At 72.7% G+C, this 19881-nt stretch carries 17 protein-coding genes; 9 read left to right on the plus strand and 8 right to left on the minus strand.

What is annotated here, in order from left to right:
• Positions 1 to 56: 56 nt before the first annotated feature.
• The 3 genes from I4Q55_RS33105 to I4Q55_RS33115 all read left to right on the plus strand — a co-directional run bounded on the left by I4Q55_RS33105 (position 57) and on the right by I4Q55_RS33115 (position 9020).
• A complete protein-coding gene (locus I4Q55_RS33105; protein ID WP_206793514.1) occupies positions 57 to 6686 on the plus strand; it encodes a DUF885 family protein in 6630 nt (2209 codons plus the stop codon).
• Complete coding sequence (gene fahA, locus I4Q55_RS33110) at positions 6683 to 7897, plus strand: fumarylacetoacetase (RefSeq protein ID WP_206793516.1); 1215 nt, start codon at positions 6683 to 6685, stop codon at positions 7895 to 7897. Before I4Q55_RS33105 ends, fahA begins: the two co-directional genes overlap by 4 nt.
• An 82-nt stretch (positions 7898 to 7979) precedes the next feature.
• Complete coding sequence (locus I4Q55_RS33115; protein ID WP_206793518.1) at positions 7980 to 9020, plus strand: LLM class F420-dependent oxidoreductase; 1041 nt, start codon at positions 7980 to 7982, stop codon at positions 9018 to 9020.
• Positions 9021 to 9092: 72 nt separating this feature from the next.
• On the opposite strand, the gene I4Q55_RS33120 is transcribed toward I4Q55_RS33115, so the two are convergent.
• On the minus strand, positions 9093 to 9689 hold the full coding sequence (locus I4Q55_RS33120; RefSeq protein ID WP_307793374.1) for a class F sortase: 597 nt from the start codon (positions 9687 to 9689) through the stop codon (positions 9093 to 9095).
• Positions 9690 to 9926: 237 nt separating this feature from the next.
• Between I4Q55_RS33120 and I4Q55_RS33125 the strand changes: the two genes are divergently transcribed.
• Both I4Q55_RS33125 and I4Q55_RS33130 read left to right on the plus strand, forming a co-directional pair.
• Positions 9927 to 10868: a Ppx/GppA phosphatase family protein gene (locus tag I4Q55_RS33125; protein WP_206793520.1), complete on the plus strand. Its 942-nt coding sequence runs from the start codon at positions 9927 to 9929 to the stop codon at positions 10866 to 10868.
• A 104-nt stretch (positions 10869 to 10972) separates the two neighbouring features.
• Positions 10973 to 11155, plus strand: a complete 183-nt coding sequence (locus tag I4Q55_RS33130; protein ID WP_206793522.1) for a hypothetical protein — start codon at positions 10973 to 10975, stop codon at positions 11153 to 11155.
• A 69-nt stretch (positions 11156 to 11224) separates the two neighbouring features.
• On the opposite strand, the gene I4Q55_RS33135 is transcribed toward I4Q55_RS33130, so the two are convergent.
• The 3 genes from I4Q55_RS33135 to I4Q55_RS33145 are packed head-to-tail and all read right to left on the minus strand — an operon-like array spanning position 11225 to position 14733.
• Positions 11225 to 13627, minus strand: a complete 2403-nt coding sequence (locus I4Q55_RS33135; protein ID WP_206793524.1) for a glycoside hydrolase family 65 protein — start codon at positions 13625 to 13627, stop codon at positions 11225 to 11227.
• Positions 13624 to 14355 carry an HAD family phosphatase gene (locus I4Q55_RS33140; RefSeq protein ID WP_206793526.1) on the minus strand — a complete coding sequence of 244 codons (732 nt, stop codon included), beginning with the start codon at positions 14353 to 14355 and terminating at the stop codon, positions 13624 to 13626. The genes I4Q55_RS33135 and I4Q55_RS33140 overlap by 4 nt, the downstream gene beginning before the upstream one ends.
• 9 nt (positions 14356 to 14364) lie before the next feature.
• Entirely contained in the window at positions 14365 to 14733 is a 369-nt protein-coding gene (locus I4Q55_RS33145) for a helix-turn-helix transcriptional regulator (RefSeq protein ID WP_206793528.1), read from the minus strand.
• 123 nt (positions 14734 to 14856) lie between these two features.
• Between I4Q55_RS33145 and I4Q55_RS33150 the strand changes: the two genes are divergently transcribed.
• Positions 14857 to 15357: a PaaI family thioesterase gene (locus I4Q55_RS33150; RefSeq protein WP_206793530.1), complete on the plus strand. Its 501-nt coding sequence runs from the start codon at positions 14857 to 14859 to the stop codon at positions 15355 to 15357.
• On the opposite strand, the gene I4Q55_RS33155 is transcribed toward I4Q55_RS33150, so the two are convergent.
• Together I4Q55_RS33155 and I4Q55_RS33160 are read right to left on the minus strand one after the other, a co-directional pair.
• On the minus strand, positions 15347 to 15676 hold the full coding sequence (locus I4Q55_RS33155) for a nuclear transport factor 2 family protein (RefSeq protein WP_206793532.1): 330 nt from the start codon (positions 15674 to 15676) through the stop codon (positions 15347 to 15349). The genes I4Q55_RS33150 and I4Q55_RS33155 overlap by 11 nt on opposite strands.
• A gap of 51 nt (positions 15677 to 15727) precedes the next feature.
• Complete coding sequence (locus tag I4Q55_RS33160; RefSeq protein ID WP_206793534.1) at positions 15728 to 16204, minus strand: MarR family winged helix-turn-helix transcriptional regulator; 477 nt, start codon at positions 16202 to 16204, stop codon at positions 15728 to 15730.
• Here I4Q55_RS33160 and I4Q55_RS33165 point away from each other — a divergent pair.
• A complete protein-coding gene (locus tag I4Q55_RS33165) occupies positions 16203 to 16664 on the plus strand; it encodes a pyridoxamine 5'-phosphate oxidase family protein (protein ID WP_206793536.1) in 462 nt (153 codons plus the stop codon). The genes I4Q55_RS33160 and I4Q55_RS33165 overlap by 2 nt on opposite strands.
• Here the strand turns inward: I4Q55_RS33165 and I4Q55_RS33170 are convergent.
• Entirely contained in the window at positions 16661 to 17860 is a 1200-nt protein-coding gene (locus I4Q55_RS33170) for an ROK family protein (protein ID WP_206793539.1), read from the minus strand. The two genes, I4Q55_RS33165 and I4Q55_RS33170, sit on opposite strands and share 4 nt — an antisense overlap.
• Positions 17861 to 17960: 100 nt before the next feature.
• Here I4Q55_RS33170 and I4Q55_RS33175 point away from each other — a divergent pair, with 100 nt between their 5' ends.
• Positions 17961 to 18701: a DUF427 domain-containing protein gene (locus tag I4Q55_RS33175; protein WP_206793542.1), complete on the plus strand. Its 741-nt coding sequence runs from the start codon at positions 17961 to 17963 to the stop codon at positions 18699 to 18701.
• A 4-nt stretch (positions 18702 to 18705) separates the two neighbouring features.
• Here the strand turns inward: I4Q55_RS33175 and I4Q55_RS33180 are convergent, their stop codons facing one another.
• Positions 18706 to 19329 carry a helix-turn-helix domain-containing protein gene (locus I4Q55_RS33180; protein ID WP_206793544.1) on the minus strand — a complete coding sequence of 208 codons (624 nt, stop codon included), beginning with the start codon at positions 19327 to 19329 and terminating at the stop codon, positions 18706 to 18708.
• Between the two features lie 68 nt (positions 19330 to 19397).
• On the opposite strand from I4Q55_RS33180, the gene I4Q55_RS33185 reads away from it, so the two are divergent.
• Positions 19398 to 19880 (plus strand): nuclear transport factor 2 family protein, encoded by a 483-nt coding sequence (locus I4Q55_RS33185; RefSeq protein ID WP_206793546.1) that lies wholly within the window; start codon positions 19398 to 19400, stop codon positions 19878 to 19880.
• The last annotated feature ends 1 nt before the right edge of the window (position 19881 follow it).

Here is a 19881-nt window from a genome sequence, read left to right on the forward strand (position 1 = left end):
GGTGATCTCCGTTAGGGTCGGCCGGGAGCACAACAGTCGAAGCTGGGGGTCCTGCCATGACCGCGGTCACCGAACTCGCCGACGAGTTCGTCGAAGCGCTGTTCGCCGCCGATCCGCTGATGCCCGCGCTCCTGGGCATCCGCCCGGCGGAGCCCGGTCTGCCGGACCTGTCCGCCGAGGCCGGGCAGGCGTTCCGGGCCCGGCTCGCGGCGTTCGTCGAACGCGCCGGCGCGCTGGCCGTCGAAGACCTCTCGGCGGAGGACCGCGTCACCCGCGAGGTCCTGATCACCACGGCGGAAAACCGGATCACGGCGATCGACAGCCGGATGACCGAGTTCACGGTCACCGACCTGTCCATCGGGCCCGCGGCCGGCCTGCTCATGGCGTTGCCGATGACGACCGTGACGGCGGGCGAGGCCGCCGAGGCCCAGCTCGGCCGGCTGGCCGCGATCCCCGGCCACCTGCGCCAGGCCGCGCGGCGGCACGCCGAGGGCATTGCCGCCGGCCTGCTCCCGGTGGCCCACCTGGTCGACGCCGCGGTCGCGCACCTCGACCGCTACCTCGCCGACCCGGACGCCGACCCCCTGCGCCGCCAGCCCGCCCCGGACGAGGAGTTCGAGCGGCGGCGGGAGGAGCTGCTCGCCGACGTCGTCCGGCCGGCCTTCGCCGAGTACCGCGAGTTCCTGGTCACCGAGGTCAAGCCGCACGGACGGCCCGCGGACCGGCCCGGCCTCCCGTGGCTGCCGGGCGGCGCGGAGACCTACGCCCGCCTGGCGCGGACGCACACGACCACCGACCTGACCCCGGAAGAACTGCACCGGATCGGCCTCGACACCATCGCCTCGCTCGCCGTCGAGTACCGCGAGCTGGGGCAGCAGGTGTTCGGCACCGACGACCTCGCCGAGATCTTCCGGCGCCTGCGCACCGACCCGTCGCTGCGCTGGCGCAGTGCCGACGAGCTGCTCGAGACCGCCCGCACGGCGGTCGCCCGGGCGGCCGCGGAAGCCCCGAAGTGGTTCGGCCGGATCCCGGAGCAGCAGTGCACCGTCGAGGCGGTGCCCGCGGAGGTCGCCCCCGGCGCGCCCGCGGCCTACTACCTGCGCCCGGCCGTCGACGGCTCCCGGCCGGGGATCTACTTCGCGAACACCCACGAAGCCACCGAGCGGCTGCGGCACATGGCCGAGACGACCGCGTTCCACGAAGCCGTGCCGGGGCACCACTTCCAGCTCAGCATCGCGCAGGGGCTCACCGAGCTGCCGCTGCTGCGCCGCGTCGGCATGTTCAACGCCTACGTCGAGGGCTGGGGGCTCTACGGCGAGCGCCTCGCCGAGGAGATGGGGCTCTACTCCGACGACATCGCCCGGCTCGGCATGCTGGCCGGCGACTCGCTGCGGGCGGGCCGGCTGGTCGTCGACACCGGGCTGCACGCACTGGGGTGGAGCCGGCAGCAGGCCGTCGACTACCTGCTCGAGCACACGCCCGAGGCGCGCGCGGAGATCGAGTCCGAGGTCGACCGCTACATCGCCTGGCCGGGCCAGGCGCTCGGGTACATGGTGGGGCGGCGGGAGATCCAGCGCGCCCGGGCCCGCGCCGAGCAGCGGCTCGGCTCGCGGTTCGACGTCCGCGCGTTCCACGACCTCGTGCTGGCCGGCGGTCAGTTGCCGCTGTCGGTGCTCGCCACCGTCGTCGACGAGTGGGTGGCCGGGCACGGCGACACCGTCGACGGCCTGGCGAGCGAGCTCGTCGAGCTGTCGTTCGAGCAGGAGCCGCTGAACGCGTCGGTCCTCGGCCTGCCGGGTGACCACGACCGGCTCGGTGACCAGACGCGGGCGGCGCAGGAGCGGTTCCGCGCGGCGTACACGGCCATCGCCGGCCGCGCGCGGGCACTGGCCACCGAAGGCCTGACGCCGGAAGAAGCCGTCACGCGCGAGGTCGTGATCGCCGCCGCCGAGGTCGAAGCCGACCGGCTCGGCGCGCGGACCGCCGACATCGCGGTCAGCGACGGGCTCACCGCGCCCGCGCTCGGCCTGTTGATGTACCTGCCGTACTACAAGCTGGACGACGAAAAGAAGGCACGCGGCTACCTGGCCCGGCTCGCCGCGATCGAGCCGTTCCTCGCGGATCTGACCGAGCGGCAGCGCGAAAGCCTGGCCGAGGGGCTGGTGCCGCCGGCCTACCTCGCCCGCGTCGGCATCGAGTACCTCGACCGCTACCTCGGCGCGCCGGACGGCGACCCGCTGAAGGTGGGCACGACCGCGGCCGTCGAAGGCTTCGAGGCCGAGCGCGACCGGCTGCTCGCCGAGGTGGTCCACCCGGCGTACGCGCGGTACCGCGACTTCCTCCGCACGGAGGTCGAGCCGGCCGGGCGGCCCGAAACCGCCCCGGGCATCTCCCACGTGCCGGGCGGGGCCGAGCGGTACGCCGCCCTGATCCGCGCGGAGACGACCACCGAGCGCACCGCGCGGGAGCTGCACGAAACCGGGCTGGCGCTGATCGAAAAGCTCGGGGCGGAGTACCGCGAGCTGGGCGCGAAGGTGTTCGGCACCACCGAGCTCCCGGAGATCTTCGAGCGCCTGCGCACCGATCCGGCGCTGCGCTGGCGCGACGGCGAGGAGCTGCTGTCCGCGGCCCGGGACGCCATCGCCCGCGCCGAAGCCGTCGCGCCGCAGTGGTTCTCGCGCATCCCGGCGGAGAAGTGCGAGGTCGCGCCGGTGCCGGAGGCCGACGCCGCCAGCGGCACGATCGCCTACTACCTCCAGCCGTCGCTCGACGGCACGCGACCGGGCACGTACTACGCGAACACGTACGAAGCGGCCAAGCGGCCGCGGTTCACCAGCGAGGCGATCGCGTTCCACGAAGCCGTGCCGGGGCACCACTTCCAGCTCAGCCTGGCCCAGGAACTGCGTGACCTGCCGCTGCTGCGGCGGATCGGCATGTTCAACGCCTACGCCGAAGGCTGGGGCCTCTACGCCGAGCGGCTCGCGGACGAGATGGGCCTGTACTCCGACGACGTGTCGCGGCTGGGGATGCTCACCCAGGACTCGATGCGGGCGGGCCGGCTGGTCGTCGACACCGGGCTGCACGCGCTGGGCTGGAGCCGGCAGCAGGCGATCGACTTCCTGGTCGACCACACGCCGATGGCGCGGCTGGAGATCGAAGCGGAGATCGACCGGTACATCGGCTGGCCGGCGCAGGCACTCGGGTACATGGTGGGGCGGCTGGAGATCCAGCGGCTGCGCGCCGAGGCCGAGCAGGCGCTCGGCGCGGCGTTCGACATCCGCGGGTTCCACGAAGTCGTGCTGGGGCACGGCATGCTGCCGCTCTCCGCGCTGGCGAAGGTGGTCGAGGACTGGGTGGCCGGGCAGCGTGACACGCCCGGCCGGCTGGCCGACGAGCTGGTCGCGCTGGACTTCGAGCGGCAGCCGCTGTACCCGTCGGTGTTCGGCCTGCCCGGCGACCACGGCAAGCTGCCCGATCCGAGCGCCGAAGCCCAAGCCCGGCTCCGCGCCGGGTACGCGGCGATCGCCAGGCGCGCCGAAGCCCTCGACACCACCGGGTTGCCCGCCGAAGAGCGCGTCACCCGGGAAGTCGTGCTGTCCCAGGCGAACGCGGCCATCGACGAGATCGACTCCGGCCGCGCCGAGATCTCGGTCAGCGACGGGCTCGGCGCACCCGCGCTGCAGCTGCTGCTCTCCCTGCCGCAGACGGTGCTGGACGACGAGCCGAAGGTCCGCGGCTACCTGAGCCGGCTCGCCGGCCTGGGGGATTACCTCGACGCGCTGATCGAGCGGCAGCGCGCGGCGGCGGGCGAAGGCCTGGTGCCGCCGGGCTTCCTGGTGCGCATCGGCATCGGCTACGTCGACCGCTACCTGGCCGCGCCGGAGAGCGACCCGCTGCGGGTGACACCGCCGTATGCGCTCGAGGGCTTCGAGGCCGAGCGCGACCGCCTGCTCGCCGAGGTCGTCCGGCCCGCGTACGCGCGCTACCGCGCGTTCCTGGCCGACGAGCTCGCGCCGGTGGCCCGGCCCGAGACGTCGCCGGGTATCGGTGCCCTGCCGGGCGGGCCGGAGCGGTACGCCGCGCTCATCCGCGTCGAGACGACCACCGAGCGCACGGCGCAGGACCTGCACGAAACCGGGCTGGCGCTGATCGAGCAGCTCGCCGGGGAGTACCACGAGCTGGGCGGAAAGCTGTTCGGCACCACGGATCTCGGGGAGATCTTCGACCGGATCCGGACCGACCCGGCGCTGCGCTGGAACGACGGCGAGGAGTTGCTGGCCGGCGCCCGGGCCGCCATCACCCGCGCGGAAGCCGTCGCCGGGCAGTGGTTCTCGCACGTTCCGGAGCAGAAGTGCCAGGTCGCGCCGGTGCCGGCGGCCGAGGCCACCAGCGGCACGATCGCGTACTACCTGCGGCCGTCGCTCGACGGCACACGGCCGGGCGTCTACTACGCGAACACGTACGAAGCGGACAAGCGGCCGCGGTTCACCAGTGAGGCGATCGCGTTCCACGAAGCCGTGCCGGGCCACCACTTCCAGCTGTGCCTCGCCCAGAGCCTCACCGGGCTGCCGCTGCTGCGCCGGATCCTCCACGTCAACGCCTACGGCGAGGGCTGGGGGCTCTACGCCGAGCGGCTCGCCGACGAGATGGGCCTGTACTCCGACGACGTGTCGCGGCTGGGGATGCTCACCCAGGACTCGATGCGGGCGGCCCGGCTGGTCGTCGACACGGGCCTGCACGCGCTCGGGTGGAGCCGGCAGCAGGCCGTCGACTACCTCGCCGAGCACACGCCGATGGCGCGCCTGGAGATCGAGGCGGAGATCGACCGGTACGCCGCCGACCCGGGCCAGGCGCTGGGCTACATGGTGGGGCGGCTGGAGATCCAGCGGCTGCGCGCCGAGGCCGAGCAGGCCCTGGGCGAGCGGTTCGACATCCGCGAGTTCCACGACGTCGTGCTGGGCAGCGGGACCCTGCCGCTGCCGGTGCTGGCCGGCGTCGTCGCCGAGTGGGTGGCGCGGCGCCGCGACACGCCCGGGAAGCTCGCCGACGAGTGCCTGGAGCTGATGTTCGAGGCGGAGCCGCTGTACCCGTCGCTGTACGGGCTGCCGGGCACGCACGACAAGCTCGCCGACCAGACCGCCGAAGCCGCCGCCCACCACCGCGCCGGCCTCGCCGGGATCATCGCGCGGGCGGAGGCGATCGAGGCGGCGACGCTGACGCCGCACGACCGCGTCACGCGGGACGTCGTGATCTGGCAGGCCCGCACGCTGATCGACGTGCTCGACTCCGGCCGGGCCGACATCGCGGTGAGCGACGGGCTGGACGCGCCGGCCCTCAAACTGCTCACGGAGCTGCCGCAGACGATTCTCGACGACGACGTCAAGGCGCGCGGCTACCTGAGCAGGCTGGCCGCGATCGGCACGTACCTCGACCAGGTGATCGAGCGGCAGCGGGCCGCGCTCGCCGCCGGCCTGACGCCGCCGGAGTTCCTGGCGCGCATCGGCGTCGGCTACGTCGAGCGGTACCTCGCCGCCCCGGAGAACGACCCGCTGAAGGTGCCCGTCCGGGGCCTGGAAGCCGAGCGTGACCGGCTGCTGGCCGAAGTGGTGTGGCCGGCTTACCGGCGGTACCGGGATTTCCTGGCCGACGAGGTCGTCCCGGTGGCGCGCCCCGAGACGTCGCCGGGCATCGGCGACCTGCCGGACGGGCCGGCGCGGTACGCGGCCCTGATACGGGCCGAGACGACGACCGAACGCACGCCGCAGGAGCTGCACGACACCGGGCTGGCGATCATCGAGCGGCTGGCGGGGGAGTACCGCGAGCTGGGCGCGGAGCTGTTCGGCACGACCGAGCTCGCGGAGATCTTCGAGCGGATCCGCACGGACCCGGCTCTGCGCTGGCGCGACGGCGACGAGCTGCTGGCGGCCGCCCGCGCGACGATCGAGCGGGCGGAAGCCGTGGCGCCCCGGTGGTTCTCGCGGCTGCCGGAGCAGCGGTGCCGGGTGGCGCCGGTGCCCGACGCGGAGGCCGAGAGCGGGTCGATCGCCTACTACATCGAGCCGTCGCTCGACGGTTCGCGGCCGGGCACGTACTACGCCAACACGCGCGACGCCGACCAGCGGCAGCGCACACTGAGCGAGTCCGTCGCCTTCCACGAAGCCGTGCCCGGCCACCACTTCCAGCTGACGCTGGCGCAGCAGCTCACCGGCGTGCCGGTGCTGCGCCGGATCTGCATGTTCAACGCGTACGCGGAGGGCTGGGGCCTCTACGCCGAGCGGCTCGCGGACGAGATGGGCCTGTACTCGGACAGCACGGCGAGGCTCGGCCTGCTGACGCAGGATTCGATGCGCGCGGCGCGGCTGGTGGTGGACACGGGCCTGCACGCGCTGGGCTGGAGCCGGCAGCAGGCGGTCGGCTTCCTGGTCGCGAACACGCCGATGGCGCCGATCGAGATCGAGGCGGAGATCGACCGGTACGCGGGTCTCCCGGGGCAGGCGCTCAGCTACATGGTGGGCCGCCTGGAGATCGAGCGGCTGCGCGCCGAGGCCGAGCGCGAGCTGGGCGAGCGGTTCGACATCCGCGAGTTCCACGACACGGTGCTGGGCAGCGGAACCCTGCCGCTGCCGGTGCTGGCGGACGTGGTGGCCGGCTGGGTGGCGGCGCGAGCCGCCCGGGACGAGGAGTGAACGTGACCTGGCTCGACCTTGCCGACGAGACGCCGTTCGGCCTCGAGAACCTGCCCTACGGCGTCTTCTCCGCCGGTGGCGCGCCCGAGCGGCGGGTCGGCGTGCCCGTCGGCGACCAGGTGCTCGACCTGACCGCCGCGGCCGCCGAGACCGCCGCTTCCTTCGCGCCGCTGCTCACCTCCGGTGTGCTCAACCCGTTGCTGGCCGCGGGGCCCGCTACCTGGCGCGAAGTCCGCGAAAGCGTCACCGGGTGGTTCACCGAAGCCCGCTACGCCGATCGGCTGCGGCCGCACCTGGTTCCGCTGGCCGAGGTCACCACCCACCTCGCGGTCGAGGTCGCCGACTACGTCGACTTCTACTCCAGCGAGCACCACGCCCTCAACGCCGGCAAGATCTTCCGCCCGGACGCCAACGAACTCCCGCCCAACTGGAAGCACCTGCCGATCGGCTACCACGGCCGGGCCGGCACCGTCGTCGCGTCCGGCACGCCGATCGTCCGGCCACATGGGCAGCGCAAGCCACGCAACGCCGACACCCCCTCGTTCGGCCCGTCACAGCGGCTGGACATCGAGGCGGAGGTCGGCTTCGTCGTCGGCACACCGTCCACTGTGGGCAGCCGGGTGTCCACAGCGGACTTCGCGGACCACGTGTTCGGCGTCTGCCTCGTCAACGACTGGTCGGCGCGCGACATCCAGGCCTGGGAGTACCAGCCGCTGGGCCCGTTCCTCGGCAAGTCGTTCGCGACGTCGGTGTCGCCGTGGATCGTCCCGCTGGCCGCGCTCGAACACGCGCGCGTCGACGGCCCGCCGCAGGACCCGGAGCCGTTCGAGTACCTCCGGACCACCGAAAAGTGGGGGCTCGACCTGGCACTGGAGATCCGGCTCAACGGCCACCTGGTGTCGAGCCCGCCGTTCGCGACCCAGTACTGGACGGCCCCGCAGCAGCTGGCGCACATGACGGTCAACGGCGCGAGCCTGCGCACCGGCGACCTGTTCGCCTCGGGCACGGTGACCGGCCCGGAGCGCGACCAGCGCGGCTCGTTCCTGGAGCTGTCCTGGGGCGGCCGGGAGCCCCTCGAACTGCCGGGCGGCGTGACGCGGACGTTCCTCGAGGACGGCGACGAGGTGGTGATCAGCGCGACCGCGCCGGGCCCGGGCGGCACGCGCATCGGCTTCGGTGACGTGCGGGGCACGGTGGTCGCGGGTGGATAGTGGCGGTCCCCATATCGCCGGAGTCCGCGCAGCGCGCATAATGACCTGCGACTAAGCGCTTGCTCACCACGGGAGGACGCCCATGAGGATCGGGACCGGGATCAGCTACTCCGGAGGCTTCGCCGAAAGCGTGGCCGACGTCGTCGAACTGGAGAAGGCCGGCCTCGACGTCGTCTTCGTGCCGGAGGCGTACTCGTTCGACGCGGTCAGCCAGCTCGGCTACCTGGCCGCGAAGACCGAGCGCGTCCAGCTGGCGTCGGGCATCTTCCAGATCTACACCCGCACGCCGACGCTGACCGCGATGACCGCGGCCGGGCTCGACTTCGTCTCCGACGGGCGGTTCATCCTCGGGCTCGGGGCGTCCGGCCCGCAGGTCATCGAGGGGTTCCACGGCGTGAAGTACGACGCGCCGCTGGGCCGCACCCGCGAGATCGTCGAGGTCTGCCGCCAGGTGTGGCGCCGCGAGCGCGTGGTGCACGAGGGCAAGCACTACACGATCCCGCTGCCGCCGGAGCAGGGCACCGGCCTCGGCAAGCCGCTCAAGCTGATCAACCACCCGGTCCGGGAGCGGATCCCGGTGCTGCTGGCCTCGATCGGGCCGAAGAACGTCGCGCTGACGGCCGAGATCGCCGAGGGCTGGCAGCCGATCTTCTTCCACCCGGAGCAGGCGGCCGACGTCTGGGGCGCGTCCCTGGCCGAAGGCAAGGCCAAGCGTGACCCGGCGCTGGGCGAGCTGAACACGTTCGTCATGACCGCGCTGGCGATCGGCGACGACGTCGAACCGCTGCTCGACCACATGCGGCCGATGGTGGCGCTGTACGTCGGCGGGATGGGCGCGCGGGGCAAGAACTTCTACAACGAACTCGCGTGCCGCTACGGCTACGAGGCCGAGGCGAAGCTGATCCAGGACCTGTACCTGGACGGCAAGAAGGAGGAAGCGGCCGCGGCGGTCCCGCTCGAGCTGCTGCGCGCGATTTCGCTGGTCGGCCCGGCGGGCTACGTGAAGGAGCGCGTGGCGGCCTTCGCCGAGGCCGGCGCGACGACGCTGATCGTCAACCCGCTGCTGCCCGGCAGGGAGGCCCGGGTGGCGGCGGTGTCGCAGCTGCGCGAGCTGATCGGCTGACGGAAGACCGAGTCGAAAAGGCCCGAGGTCGCGGAGTCATTCGCGACCTCGGGCCGCGGCGGTCCGAAGCCGTTACGCCGGCGTCGCGTAGACCGCCACCCGCGTATCGCTGAGGCCCGTGCTGTCGTACGTCCCGTCGCTGGTGATCAGCCGCAGCTCCGGGCCAGGGCCCTCCGACGCCACCAGTGTGCTGTCCGGCTCGTCCGCCGGGAACACCGCCGTCTTGCGGACCGTGAAGCGGATCTCCTGGCCCTTGGCGTCGCGGACCGTGATCGTCGCTCCCGGCTTGAGTCTGCCCAGGAACGCGAACGCGCCCGGCGAATACCCGAAGGCCGAGTGCGCCGACAGCACCGCCACGCCCGGGGCGCCCGGGGCCGGGCCGTCGGCGAACCAGCCGACGCCGCGGGTCGTGCCCGGCTGTTCGCGGCGGCCGCCGGGGGTGACGCCGAGGGCGACCACGTGGTTCAGCTCCAGGCCCAGGTCGGGGATCAGCAACGCGGCCGGCGGGGCGGCGGGCCGTGCCTGGTTGTTCGCGGCGACCGGCGGGGCCGGCGCGAGCACCGACGTCACGCCGAGCAGGACGCAGCCCAGCCCGGCCACGACCGCGAGCATGACGGCGGCCGGCCGCACGAACCGCTCGGGCCGTTGCATCTCTTTCCCCTGCTCCACGCCGGTTCCGATGTCCGATCAATCGCCGGACGCTGCCTGGCGTTACCGAATCGTGTCCAGTTGTACCCTGGTTCACTCGATCGGGTTATCTCACTGTGACCTTTGCATCAGGAACACGCCCCCGGAGGGCCCCAATCGCGGAAATGCGCGGCACCACGGCGTGAGTTCGGACATCATTGCTGGTTTCGAACCGTCGAACTGGGATATTCACCAGGCGGAAGTGAGGTGCCTCGAGCAGTGCGAAAAAGGGAAGAGCCCGCGGTGGGCGTGCTGGACGTCGGTTCGTTCAGCGCCCGGCTCGTGGTGGTGCCGGTGGCCGGCTCACCCCGGGAACCGCTGGTCAACCACCAGACGCGGCTGCGCCTGGACCGTGAGCTCGACGTCCACGGCCGCCTCTCCGACCGCGGCATCGCCGCCGTCACCGCCGCCGTCGCCGCGGGCATGACCACCGCCTACCGCCACGGCGTCAGCGACGTCTACCCGCTCGCGACGTCCTCGATCCGGGACGCCGCCAACGCGGCGGACGTCGTCCGGCACGTCGCCGGCGAAACCGGGGTCGAGCTGCGGTTCCTCTCCGGCCGCCGCGAGGCCGAGCTGACCTACCTCGCCGCCCGCCGCTGGTACGACGCCGAGCCCGGGCCGATGCTGGTGCTCGACATCGGCGGCGGCACGGTCGAGCTGGCCGCCGGCTCCGGCGAAAAAGCCACTTTCGCGCGCTCGCTGCCGCTGGGTGCCCGCTCGATGACGCGGGACTGGCTGCCGTCCGAGCGCGTGTCGAACAAGCAGGTCAAGGCGCTGCGCGCGCACGCCCTCGACGTCGTCACCACCACGCTGGGCGCCGCCGACGTCGACGACCCGCGGGTCATCGGCTGCTCGAAGGTGCTGCAGCAGCTCGCCCGGCTGGCCGGCGCCCGGCCGGGCAAGTGCCGGGAACTGCGGCTCGACGACCTCCGCGCGTGGATCCCGCGGCTCGCCGCGCTGCCGCCGTCGAAGCGCGCCGAGCTGCCCGGCATTTCCCGCAGCCGCGCCCACCAGGCCCTGGCCGGCGCGATCGTCGCGGAAGCGCTGCTGACCGTCGCCGGCGGCAAGGTGACGATCTGCCCCTGGTCCACGCGCGACGGCCTGCTGCTCACCCTGCAGGACAAGGCACGCGCGGCGGCCGGGAAGCGCGCGGCCTGAGGTTTTTCGGGGGTTCCGGGTGGCGGAGCCCCCGGCCCGGGGCGCAGCCCCGGATGTCACAGACCCGCTGGCCGTGACCGGGAAAACCGGGTATTCCGGAAAGCATGAGCGAGCAGCAGCGCCTCCACGGCCGTGACGACGAAGACGAAGAGCTCCCGAAGCTCCCGACCCCCGGCAAGCTGACCCACGACGTGCCGACCGCACCGGACCCGGACGTGAGCCCGGGCGGGACCGAGGAGATCCCGGCCCCACCCGGCCGCGACGCCGCTAGCGACCTGCCTCGGTGAGAGTTATTCAGCCGTCGGCCGCCGCATGACTTCGGCGGCGACCTGCGGTTCCGCGGTGGAGGCGGCGGCCTAACCAGAATAACTCTCAGTAATCGGGTTCGACGGCTCGGCGTACTGACGCACCTTCTCCGAGTCGCGCCGCATCGGGGCGCGGCCCGGCGGCTGCTTCGGCGGCTCGCCCGCGTCGATCTTCGGGATCGCGAACCGCTGCGGCTCCGGGGTGAGCGTGATGCGCTCGCCGTGGTGCAGGACTTCGAGCGGCTCGCCGTCGAGCACGTGGTAGGTGACCTGGTCGGGGTCGATCTCGACCTGGAACCGGGTGCCGCGGAACATCAGCCGGAAGGTGATCCGGCCCAGCTGCGCGGGCAGCCGCGGTGAGAACGCCAGCGTCCCGCTGTGGTCGCGCAGCCCGCCGAACCCGGCCACCGCGCCCTGCCACGCCCCGGCCAGTGACGCCATGTGCAGGCCGTTGCGGACGTTGTTGTGCACGTCGTGCAGGTCGGTCAGCGCCGCTTCGGCGAGGTAGTCGTAGGCCAGCTCGAGGTGGCCCACCTCGGCCGCGATGACCGCCTGCGTCCCCGCCGACAGCGAAGAATCGCGCACGGTCCGTGCTTCGTAGTAGGCGAAGTTGCGGGCTTTCTCCTCCTGACTGAAGGAGTCGCCGCACAGGTGCAGCGCCAGCACCAGGTCCGCCTGCTTCACGACCTGCTTGCGGTACAGGTCGAAGTACGGGTAGTGCAGCAGCAGCGGGTAGTGCGCCTGGTCGGTGTTCGCGTAGTCCCACTCGTCGTGGTCGAGGAACCCCTCCGACTGCGGGTGCACGCCGAGTTGTTCGTCGTAGGGCAGGAACATCGCCGCGGCCGCCGCGCGCCAGGAGTCCAGCTCGACGGTGTCGACGCCGAAGCGCGCCGCGACGTCGGGGTGCCGCTCGCACGACTCCGCCGCCGCCAGCAGGTTCCGCCGCGCCATCAGGTTCGTGTAGACGTTGTTGTCCGCCACCGCCGAGTACTCGTCCGGGCCGGTGACGCCGTCGATGCGGAACGCGCCGTGCCGGTCGTGGTGGCCGAGTGACGCCCACAGCCGCGCGGTTTCCAGCAGCAGCTCGGTGCCGTAGTCGCGTTCGAACTGCTCGTCGCCGGTCGCGTTGAGGTAGCGCAGGACGGCGTCGGCGATGTCCGCGCTGACGTGGAAGGCCGCCGTGCCGGCCGGCCAGTACGCCGAGCACTCGGCGCCGTTGATCGACCGCCACGGAAACGCCGCGCCGCGCAACCCCAGCTGGTGGGCGCGTTCCCGCGCTTTGTCCATTGTGGAGTGCCGCCAGCGCAGCGCGTCGCGTGCCGCGTCCGGGATGGTGTAGGTGAGCACCGGCAGGACGAAGGATTCGGTGTCCCAGAAGGCGTGCCCGTCGTAGCCGGGCCCGGTCAGCCCCTTGCCGGCGATCGCGCGGCTCTCGCCGCGGGCCCCGGCCTGCAGGATGTGGAACAGGGCGAACCGGACGGCCTGCTGCAGCTCGGGGTCGCCCTCGATCTCGATGTCCGAGGTGGCCCAGTAGTCGTCCAGGAACTCGCGCTGCTCGGTGAGCAGGCCCTTCCAGCCCGTCTGGCGGGCGCCGGCCAGCGCGGCCTCGACCTGCGAGCGCAGCGCGGGTACCGAGCGCTGCGCCGACCAGCCGTAGGCGAGGAACTTGGTGATCCGCAGCCGCCCGCCCTTGGGCACGTCGACCGCGACGGTCAGCCGCGCGAGGTCCTCCTCGGCGTGGATGCGGGCGCGGATCCCGTCGTCCACCTCGATCTTGTGGTCCATCGCCGCGGCCATCCGCAGCCCGGACCGGCGGGTCTGGTGCACCAGCACGGCGTTGTACTCCGACGCGCGGTGGAACTGGCCCACCAGCGGCGATTCCAGCGCGGCGGCCACCCGCGGGTCGCTCGTGTCGGACTCGATCGGCTCGTTGGCGAGCAGGTCGGACTGGACGACCAGCTGCAGGTCCTCGTCGAGCGGCTCGACTTCGTACCGGATCGCGGCGACCGCGCGCTGGGTGAACGACACCAGCCGCTCGGTGCGGACGCGGACGCGCCGCCCGGTCGGCGACGACCACTCCGTGGTCCGGCTCAGCGTGCCCTTGCGGAAGTCGAGCACGCGGTCGTGCGCGGTGGCCGCGCCGTAGCGCATGTCGAGCGGTTCGTCCTCGACGAGCAGCCGGATGATCTTGCCGTCGGTGACGTTGACGACGGTCTGGCCCTCTTCGGGGTAGCCGTAACCGGCTTCGGCGTAGGGGAGTTCGTGCTGTTCGTAGAAACCGTTGAGGTACGTGCCGGGCAGCCCGCGCGGCTCGGCCTCCTCGAGGGTGCCGCGCAGGCCGATGTGGCCGTTGGACACCGCGAACGCCGATTCGGTGCGCTGCAGGGCGTCGACGTCCATGCCGCGCCACCGCAGGGCCCAGGGCGCGCACTCGTAGCCGTGCGGTTCGGTCATCGGTCCTCCAGGAGGTCGGCGAGGTCGTCGACGACGATGTCGGCCCCGTGGGCCTTCAGTTCGGCGGCCTGGTTCGCCCGGTTCACGCCCACGACGTACCCGAAGCCGCCGGCCTTGCCGGCCTGGACGCCGGACTGGGCGTCCTCGAAGACGGCCGCGTGCGCGGGCTCGACCCCGAGCGCGGCGGCGCCGGCCAGGAACGAGTCCGGCGCGGGCTTGCCCTTGAGGTGCTGTTCGCGGATCACGATGCCGTCGATGCGGGCCTCGACGTACTGGCTCAGCTCGGCACCGTCGAGCACCTTGGCGCCGTTGGCCGACGACGTCACGACGGCGATCCGCAGGCCGGCGGCCTTGACGGCTTCGAGGTAGCGCACCGAACCGGGGTAGGGGTTCACCCCGCGCTCGTCGATGATCTTGAGGACCAGCTCGTTCTTGCGGTTGCCGACGCCGTTGACGGTGGGGGCGTCCACCGGGTCGTCCGGGGTGCCCTCGGGCAGCACGATCCCCCGTGACCGCAGGAACTCCCGCACGCCGTCGGCGCGCGGGCGCCCGTCCACGAAAGCCGCGTAGTCGAGGTCGGTGAACTCGGCGAACCCGGCGCCGTCACGGGCGCGGAGGAATTCGTCGAACGTCCGTTTCCAGGCCTCGCGGTGGAGGATCGCCGTGCCGGTCAGCACTCCGTCGAGGTCGAACAAGCAGGCGGTGATGGTCTCGGGCAATCCCGTCATGCCCGCACGCTACCGGTCCTCGGCTTCGTTCGCGGGCTGTTCGGGATGGGGACGCACTCGATGGATGAGTTCGTGCACGGTCGCGTCCGCCAGCCGGTACCGCACCACGCGGCCGGTGCGTTGCGGTGTGACCAGGCCGTGGGCCCGCAGCAGCCGCAGGGCCTGCGACACCGCGGTGTCGGTCATGCCGGTGGCCGCGGCGAGGTCGGTGACGCTGATCTCGCGGGCGTAGTGGATGCAGACCAGCAGCGCCAGCCGCGAGGGGTCGGCGACCACGGAGAAGCGGCGGGCCCATTCGTCGATGACGGCGCGGTCGCCCAGCCCGTCGACCGCCGCCGCGACGCGTTCCGGGTCGATCAGCTTGCGGTCGGTGTGCACCCCCGGATGATTCCACCCCGGTCGCGGGCCGACCACCGGTGGCCTGGGTCACGCCGCGCTTGACGCTCGCCCTCCCGCGGGCGACGCTGTTGTTAAGACAGCTGTCATAATCGAGGAGCCCGGATGACCGACGTCGAAGCCCAGGTCCGTTCGAAGACCATCACGTGGCAGGACCCCCTCGAAACGGCTCGGCTGGGCGCCACGATGTCCGGCCTGGAGTACATGCGGGCGATCGCCGACGGCCGCGTCCCACCGGCTCCGATCGCGGCGCACTTCGGGATGCGCTGGGAAAGCATCGAACCCGGCGAGGTCGTGGCGGTCGCCGAGCCGGACGAGTCGCTGTACAACCCGATCGGCATGGTCCACGGCGGCGTGGCGGCGACGATGCTGGATTCGGTGGTCGGCTGCGCGGTCCACACGACGCTCCCGGCCGGCGTCGGCTACGCGTCGGTGGAGCTGAAGGTGAGCTACCTGCGCGCGATCCACGCGGGCCGCGGCGAGATCCGCGCGACGGGCCGGGTGGTGAAGGAGGGGTCGCGGATCGCCTTCGCGGACGGGGAGATCCGCGACGCCGAGGGGAAGCTGCTGGCCACGGCGTCGGGGACCTGCGTCATCACCCGCTGACGGGCTGCTTGACGTCCCAGTGCTCGACGAGCAGGCCGTCCTCGACGCGCAGGATGTCGACGACGGCCATGCCGGCGACGTGCAGGTGCGCGACGACGAGGTCATCCTCCGCGACGACGTGCCGGATCACCGCGGTCGCGCCGGCCAGCGGCGAGTTCTTCACGGCGTCGGTGAACGCCTCCCGGCCGGAGGGCAGCCCCGGGCTGTGGGTGACGAAGTCCGGGTGCAGCGCGGCCTTCGCGGCATCGAAGTCCTTGTGCACGAACAGGTTCTCCAGGCAGCCGACGACGATCATGCGGTTCTTGGCGGATTCGCTCATGCGCTTGATGGTCGGCTGTCCGGGCGACGACGTCGATTACGCCGGAGGTAATCAGCGCGGCGGCCGGACCCGCCGGGCGCGGATCGCGTCGTCACCGCCATAACGGCCGATGACCGCCGCCAGGAGTTTCCGCGCGTCCTCGACCCGTTCGGCGCCGTAGTCGGACTCGATTTCCTCCTGAAGGTCCCGCCGCAGCACCCGGGTCGCCTCGACGGCGGCCAGCGCGTGCCCGGTCAGGTGCAGCAGTTTCGTCCGCGCGTCCGACGGGTCGGCTGCGCGCCGCACCAGCCCTCGGCGTTCGAGGTCCGCGACCGCCTTCGATGCGGCCTGCTGGGTCACGCCCATCCGCTCGGCCAGCGCGGTGATGGGCAGCGGTGCGGCCAGGATGTGCTGGATGACGACGCCGTCGTTGAAGCGCAGGTCGCCGAAACCCTGCTCGGCGAGCCGCCGCTGGACCTCGTCGGTCATCGCCCAGCCCGCGAAGAGGGCGGTCAGGGAAAGGTCGAGAGTGGTAGGATCCACAACCATGGTTGTGGAATCTAGCAGAGTGCCGCCGGAGCTGGCGGAAGCGTTCGTGCGCGTGGCGCACCGGATCGTCTGGTGCACGCTGGTGACCGTCGACCGGCGCGGCCGCCCGCGTTCCCGCGTCGTCCACCCGATCTGGGAGCGGACGCCGGACGGGCTGACCGGACGGCTGTTCACCCGGCCGACACCGCTGAAGCTGGCGCACCTGGCGGCGTCGCCGTACGTGTCGTGCTCGTACTGGGACCCGCAGCACGAGGTCGCGGTGGCGGAGTGCCACGCGGCGTTCGAGGACGACGAGGAGAGCCGCAAGAACCTGTGGGACCTCTTCGCGTCGACGCCGGAACCGCTGGGCTACGACCCGAAGATCCTCGGCGGCGAGGACCACCGCGACCCGAAGATCACGGTGCTGCGCCTGACACCCTGGCGCCTCTCGACCGGCGGCGAGGCCTGGCGGGCGGCTTAGGCGGCGCCCACCCGGCGGTCGAACACCAGCCCCTCGGCCGCCCGCAGGCCCACGCTGATCGCGCCGGTCAGCACCGCGTCCTCGCCCAGCTCGCCCTGGACCACCTTGGGCACCAACGGCGTGAACGCCCGCAGCGCCCGGTCGATCGGCTCCAGCAGCAGGTCCGCCGCCGTTCCCATGCCGCCGCCCAGGACGATCAGCTCCGGGTCGATCACCGCCGCCACCGAGGCCACCGTGTACGCCAGGCGGTCGGCTTCCGCCGCCAGCGCCTGCCGGGCCAGCTCGTCGCCTTCGCGCGCCAGGCGGAAAACCTCGCGGGCCGATTTCGCCGTGCCCAGGCCGAGTTCGCGGGCACCGCGGACGACCGACTGGGCCGCCGTCGCCTCCTCGAGGTGGCCGCGGGCGGGCGGGGTGCCGGGCTCGTCGGCCGCGCGCGTGCGGCCGTACGGGAGGTAGCCGATCTCGCCCGCGGCGCCGGTCGCGCCGCGGAACACCCGGCCGTCGACCATCAGCCCCATGCCGACGCCGGTGCCGATCGTGATGCAGCCGAACACCGACGCGCCGCGCGCGGCGCCGCTCTCCCACTCGCCGACCGCGGTGAGGTTCGCGTCGTTCTCCACCATCAGGTCCGGGCCCAGCACCGCTTCGAGGTCGTCGATCAGGCCCGCGCGGCCCCAGCCCGGCAGGTTCGGCGCGTGCCGGAAGCACCGCTTCTCCGGATCGGCGACGCCGGGGGAGCCGACCACGCGGACAACGATGTCGCCCGCCGCGAGGCCGGCCTCCGCGATCGCCGCGGCCGCGATCTTCCCGACCGCGGTGACCAGCGCCGCGCCGGAGCGCGCCGTGTTGCGCTCGTCGCGGCGCGCCACCACCGCGCGGCCGAGGTCCGACACCGCGACCCGCAGGTGCTCGCGGCCGATGTCGACGCCCAGCACGTACCCCGCGGTGGGGTCGGCCTCGTACAGCACCGCCGAGCGCCCGGTGCCGGTGGACGTCTGCCCGGTCGGCCGCGCGAGGCCGGCGGCCTCCAGCGCCAGCAGCGCCTGGCTGACCGTCGGCTTCGACAGCCCGGTGTCCTTCGCGACCTGCGGCCGGGTCGCCGGCCCGCCGCGGCGCAGCAGGTCGAGCACCGCCCGCTGGTTGATCTTGCGCATCCCGGCGGGGGTACCGACCGTGGGAACTTCTACGCCGGCCACCCGTGCCCGCCTCCAGTCGTCCTCGTGCTGCCTGCCACGCTAGCCGTCCCGCCCCGGATTCCGCCGGAATACCCCCGCGCCGGGACCGGTTGACCCGGGCATGAGCACTCCGGGACGCGGCCGGGTCCGCGTGGCAGGCGGCGCGAAGCGGGTACGGGTGTTCCTCGGCGGGCAGGTCGTCGCGGACACGGTGCACCCCCTCCTGGTGTGGGAAGTTCCGTACTACCCCACGTACTACATCCCGCGCGCGGACGTCGTGAGCGGTGTTCTCACCCCCTCCGGCCGGACCACGCACTCGCCGAGCCGCGGGGAAGGTGTTCTGTCGACGATAAAGGGTGCCGGAGCCGAGGCGGTGGACGGCGCGCTGGAGTACCCGGATTCGCCGATCGAAGAGCTCCGCGGCCACGTCCGCTTCGAGTTCGCCGCGTTCGAGTGGTTCGAAGAGGACGAACAGATCTTCACGCACCCGCGCGACCCGGGTGTCCGCGTCGACGTCCTGCCGAGCTCGCGGCACGTCCGGATCGAGGTCGACGGCGTGACCGTCGCCGACTCGGTGCGGCCGCACCTGCTGTTCGAGACCGGCCTGCCGACCCGCTACTACCTGCCCCGCGTGGACGTCCGGATGGACCTGCTCTCCCGGATCGACACGGTGACGCACTGCCCGTACAAGGGCGCGGCCGAGCACTTCGACGTGGCCGGGCACGAGGACCTCGCCTGGAGCTATCCGACGCCGCTGCCCGAAAGCATCCGGGCCGCGGGGCTGGTGGCGTTCCTCGACGAGAAGGTGGACGTGTACGTCGACGGGGTGCGGCAGGACCGCCCGAAGACGAAGTTCGCGTAAGCCTTCAGGCGCCGAAGACGGCTCGCACGGCCGTCTCGTCGCCTTCGATGTCGAGTGCGGCCTCGGTCTCGTCGAGGTCGAGGACGCCCGCGGCCAGGCCGAGCACGATCGCGGGATCGGCGCGCACGACGGCGTCACAGTCCCGGCCGTCGTGCCGGGCGACCTCGACGCCCGAGCGCGTCACCCGCACCTGGACCATCCCGTCGTCGACCGCGATGCCGACCGTCGCCTGCCGCCGCGCTGTCACCCGGCCGCGGAGCAGGGCCGGGAGGGCGACGACGAGCCATTCGCCGCGGAATCGGTCGCCGCCGGGGCCGCGCACCATCAGCGGCGCCGACCAGCGGACGAGACCTTCGACCGGCTCGCGCAGCGCGGCACCCCAAGGGGTGAGGGCGTACACGATCCCGTTGCCCTCCGCGGCCGGCCGTCGCTCGACCACGCCGGCGTGCTCGAGGTCGCGGAGCCGGTCGGCCAGCAGGTTGGTGGCCACGCCGGGGAGCCCGTCGAGCAGCTCCCGGTACCGCGCGGGCCCGATGAGCAGCTGGCGGACGACGAGCAGGTTCCACCGGTCGCCCACGACGTCGAGCGCCCGGGCGAGTCCGCAGTACTGACCGTAGCTCCGGCTCATGGTCCCTCCACTTGACAATCTCAAGTCCGCTTGACTATATCAAGTGCAGCCGATCTTGAGGAGCCGTCATGACCGTTCTCCCGGCGATCACCGCCCTGCGCACCGCCGGCGAGCGCGGCGACGCCGACGCGGTCGCCGAACTGCTGGCGCCCGATGTCGTCTTCCACTCGCCGATCTCGGCGCGGCTCCGCTTCGAGGGCAAGGCCGAAGTCGCGGCCCTGCACCGGGACATCTTCGCCGTCCTGGCGGATCTCGAAACCACCGAGCCGCTCGTGCGCGGCGACACGGGCTCGTTCACGTTCCGCGCGCGCGTCCGCGGCGTGGAACTCGAAGCCATGAACGTGATCCGCGTCGACGCGCAGGGCCGGATCGTCGAGTGCAAGGTCTACGCCCGCCCGCTCCCCAGCCTCGCGACGCTGTTCTCGGCGCTCCCGCCGCGCGTGGCGGCGCGGCGGCGCGGACGTCTCACCGGAGTGCTCGTCGCGCTCGCCACCCGGCCGCTCGCCTTCGTGCTGCGCGCGGCCGACCGGGTGGCCCCGAAGCTCGTATAAC

The organism is Amycolatopsis sp. MtRt-6, from assembly GCF_017308975.1.
Taxonomy (GTDB): domain Bacteria; phylum Actinomycetota; class Actinomycetes; order Mycobacteriales; family Pseudonocardiaceae; genus Amycolatopsis.

Excerpts from the sequence above, each read along its gene's own strand:
- I4Q55_RS33105 (WP_206793514.1), top strand. The coding sequence starts at position 57 with ATGACCGCGGTCACCGAACTCGCCGACGAGTTCGTCGAAGCGCTGTTC.
- I4Q55_RS33115 (WP_206793518.1), top strand. The coding sequence starts at position 7,980 with ATGAGGATCGGGACCGGGATCAGCTACTCCGGAGGCTTCGCCGAAAGC.
- I4Q55_RS33130 (WP_206793522.1), top strand. The coding sequence starts at position 10,973 with ATGAGCGAGCAGCAGCGCCTCCACGGCCGTGACGACGAAGACGAAGAG.
- I4Q55_RS33135 (WP_206793524.1), bottom strand. The coding sequence starts at position 13,627 with ATGACCGAACCGCACGGCTACGAGTGCGCGCCCTGGGCCCTGCGGTGG.
- I4Q55_RS33140 (WP_206793526.1), bottom strand. The coding sequence starts at position 14,355 with ATGACGGGATTGCCCGAGACCATCACCGCCTGCTTGTTCGACCTCGAC.
- I4Q55_RS33150 (WP_206793530.1), top strand. The coding sequence starts at position 14,857 with ATGACCGACGTCGAAGCCCAGGTCCGTTCGAAGACCATCACGTGGCAG.
- I4Q55_RS33155 (WP_206793532.1), bottom strand. The coding sequence starts at position 15,676 with ATGAGCGAATCCGCCAAGAACCGCATGATCGTCGTCGGCTGCCTGGAG.
- I4Q55_RS33165 (WP_206793536.1), top strand. The coding sequence starts at position 16,203 with ATGGTTGTGGAATCTAGCAGAGTGCCGCCGGAGCTGGCGGAAGCGTTC.
- I4Q55_RS33160 (WP_206793534.1), bottom strand. The coding sequence starts at position 16,204 with ATGGTTGTGGATCCTACCACTCTCGACCTTTCCCTGACCGCCCTCTTC.
- I4Q55_RS33175 (WP_206793542.1), top strand. The coding sequence starts at position 17,961 with ATGAGCACTCCGGGACGCGGCCGGGTCCGCGTGGCAGGCGGCGCGAAG.
- I4Q55_RS33180 (WP_206793544.1), bottom strand. The coding sequence starts at position 19,329 with ATGAGCCGGAGCTACGGTCAGTACTGCGGACTCGCCCGGGCGCTCGAC.
- I4Q55_RS33185 (WP_206793546.1), top strand. The coding sequence starts at position 19,398 with ATGACCGTTCTCCCGGCGATCACCGCCCTGCGCACCGCCGGCGAGCGC.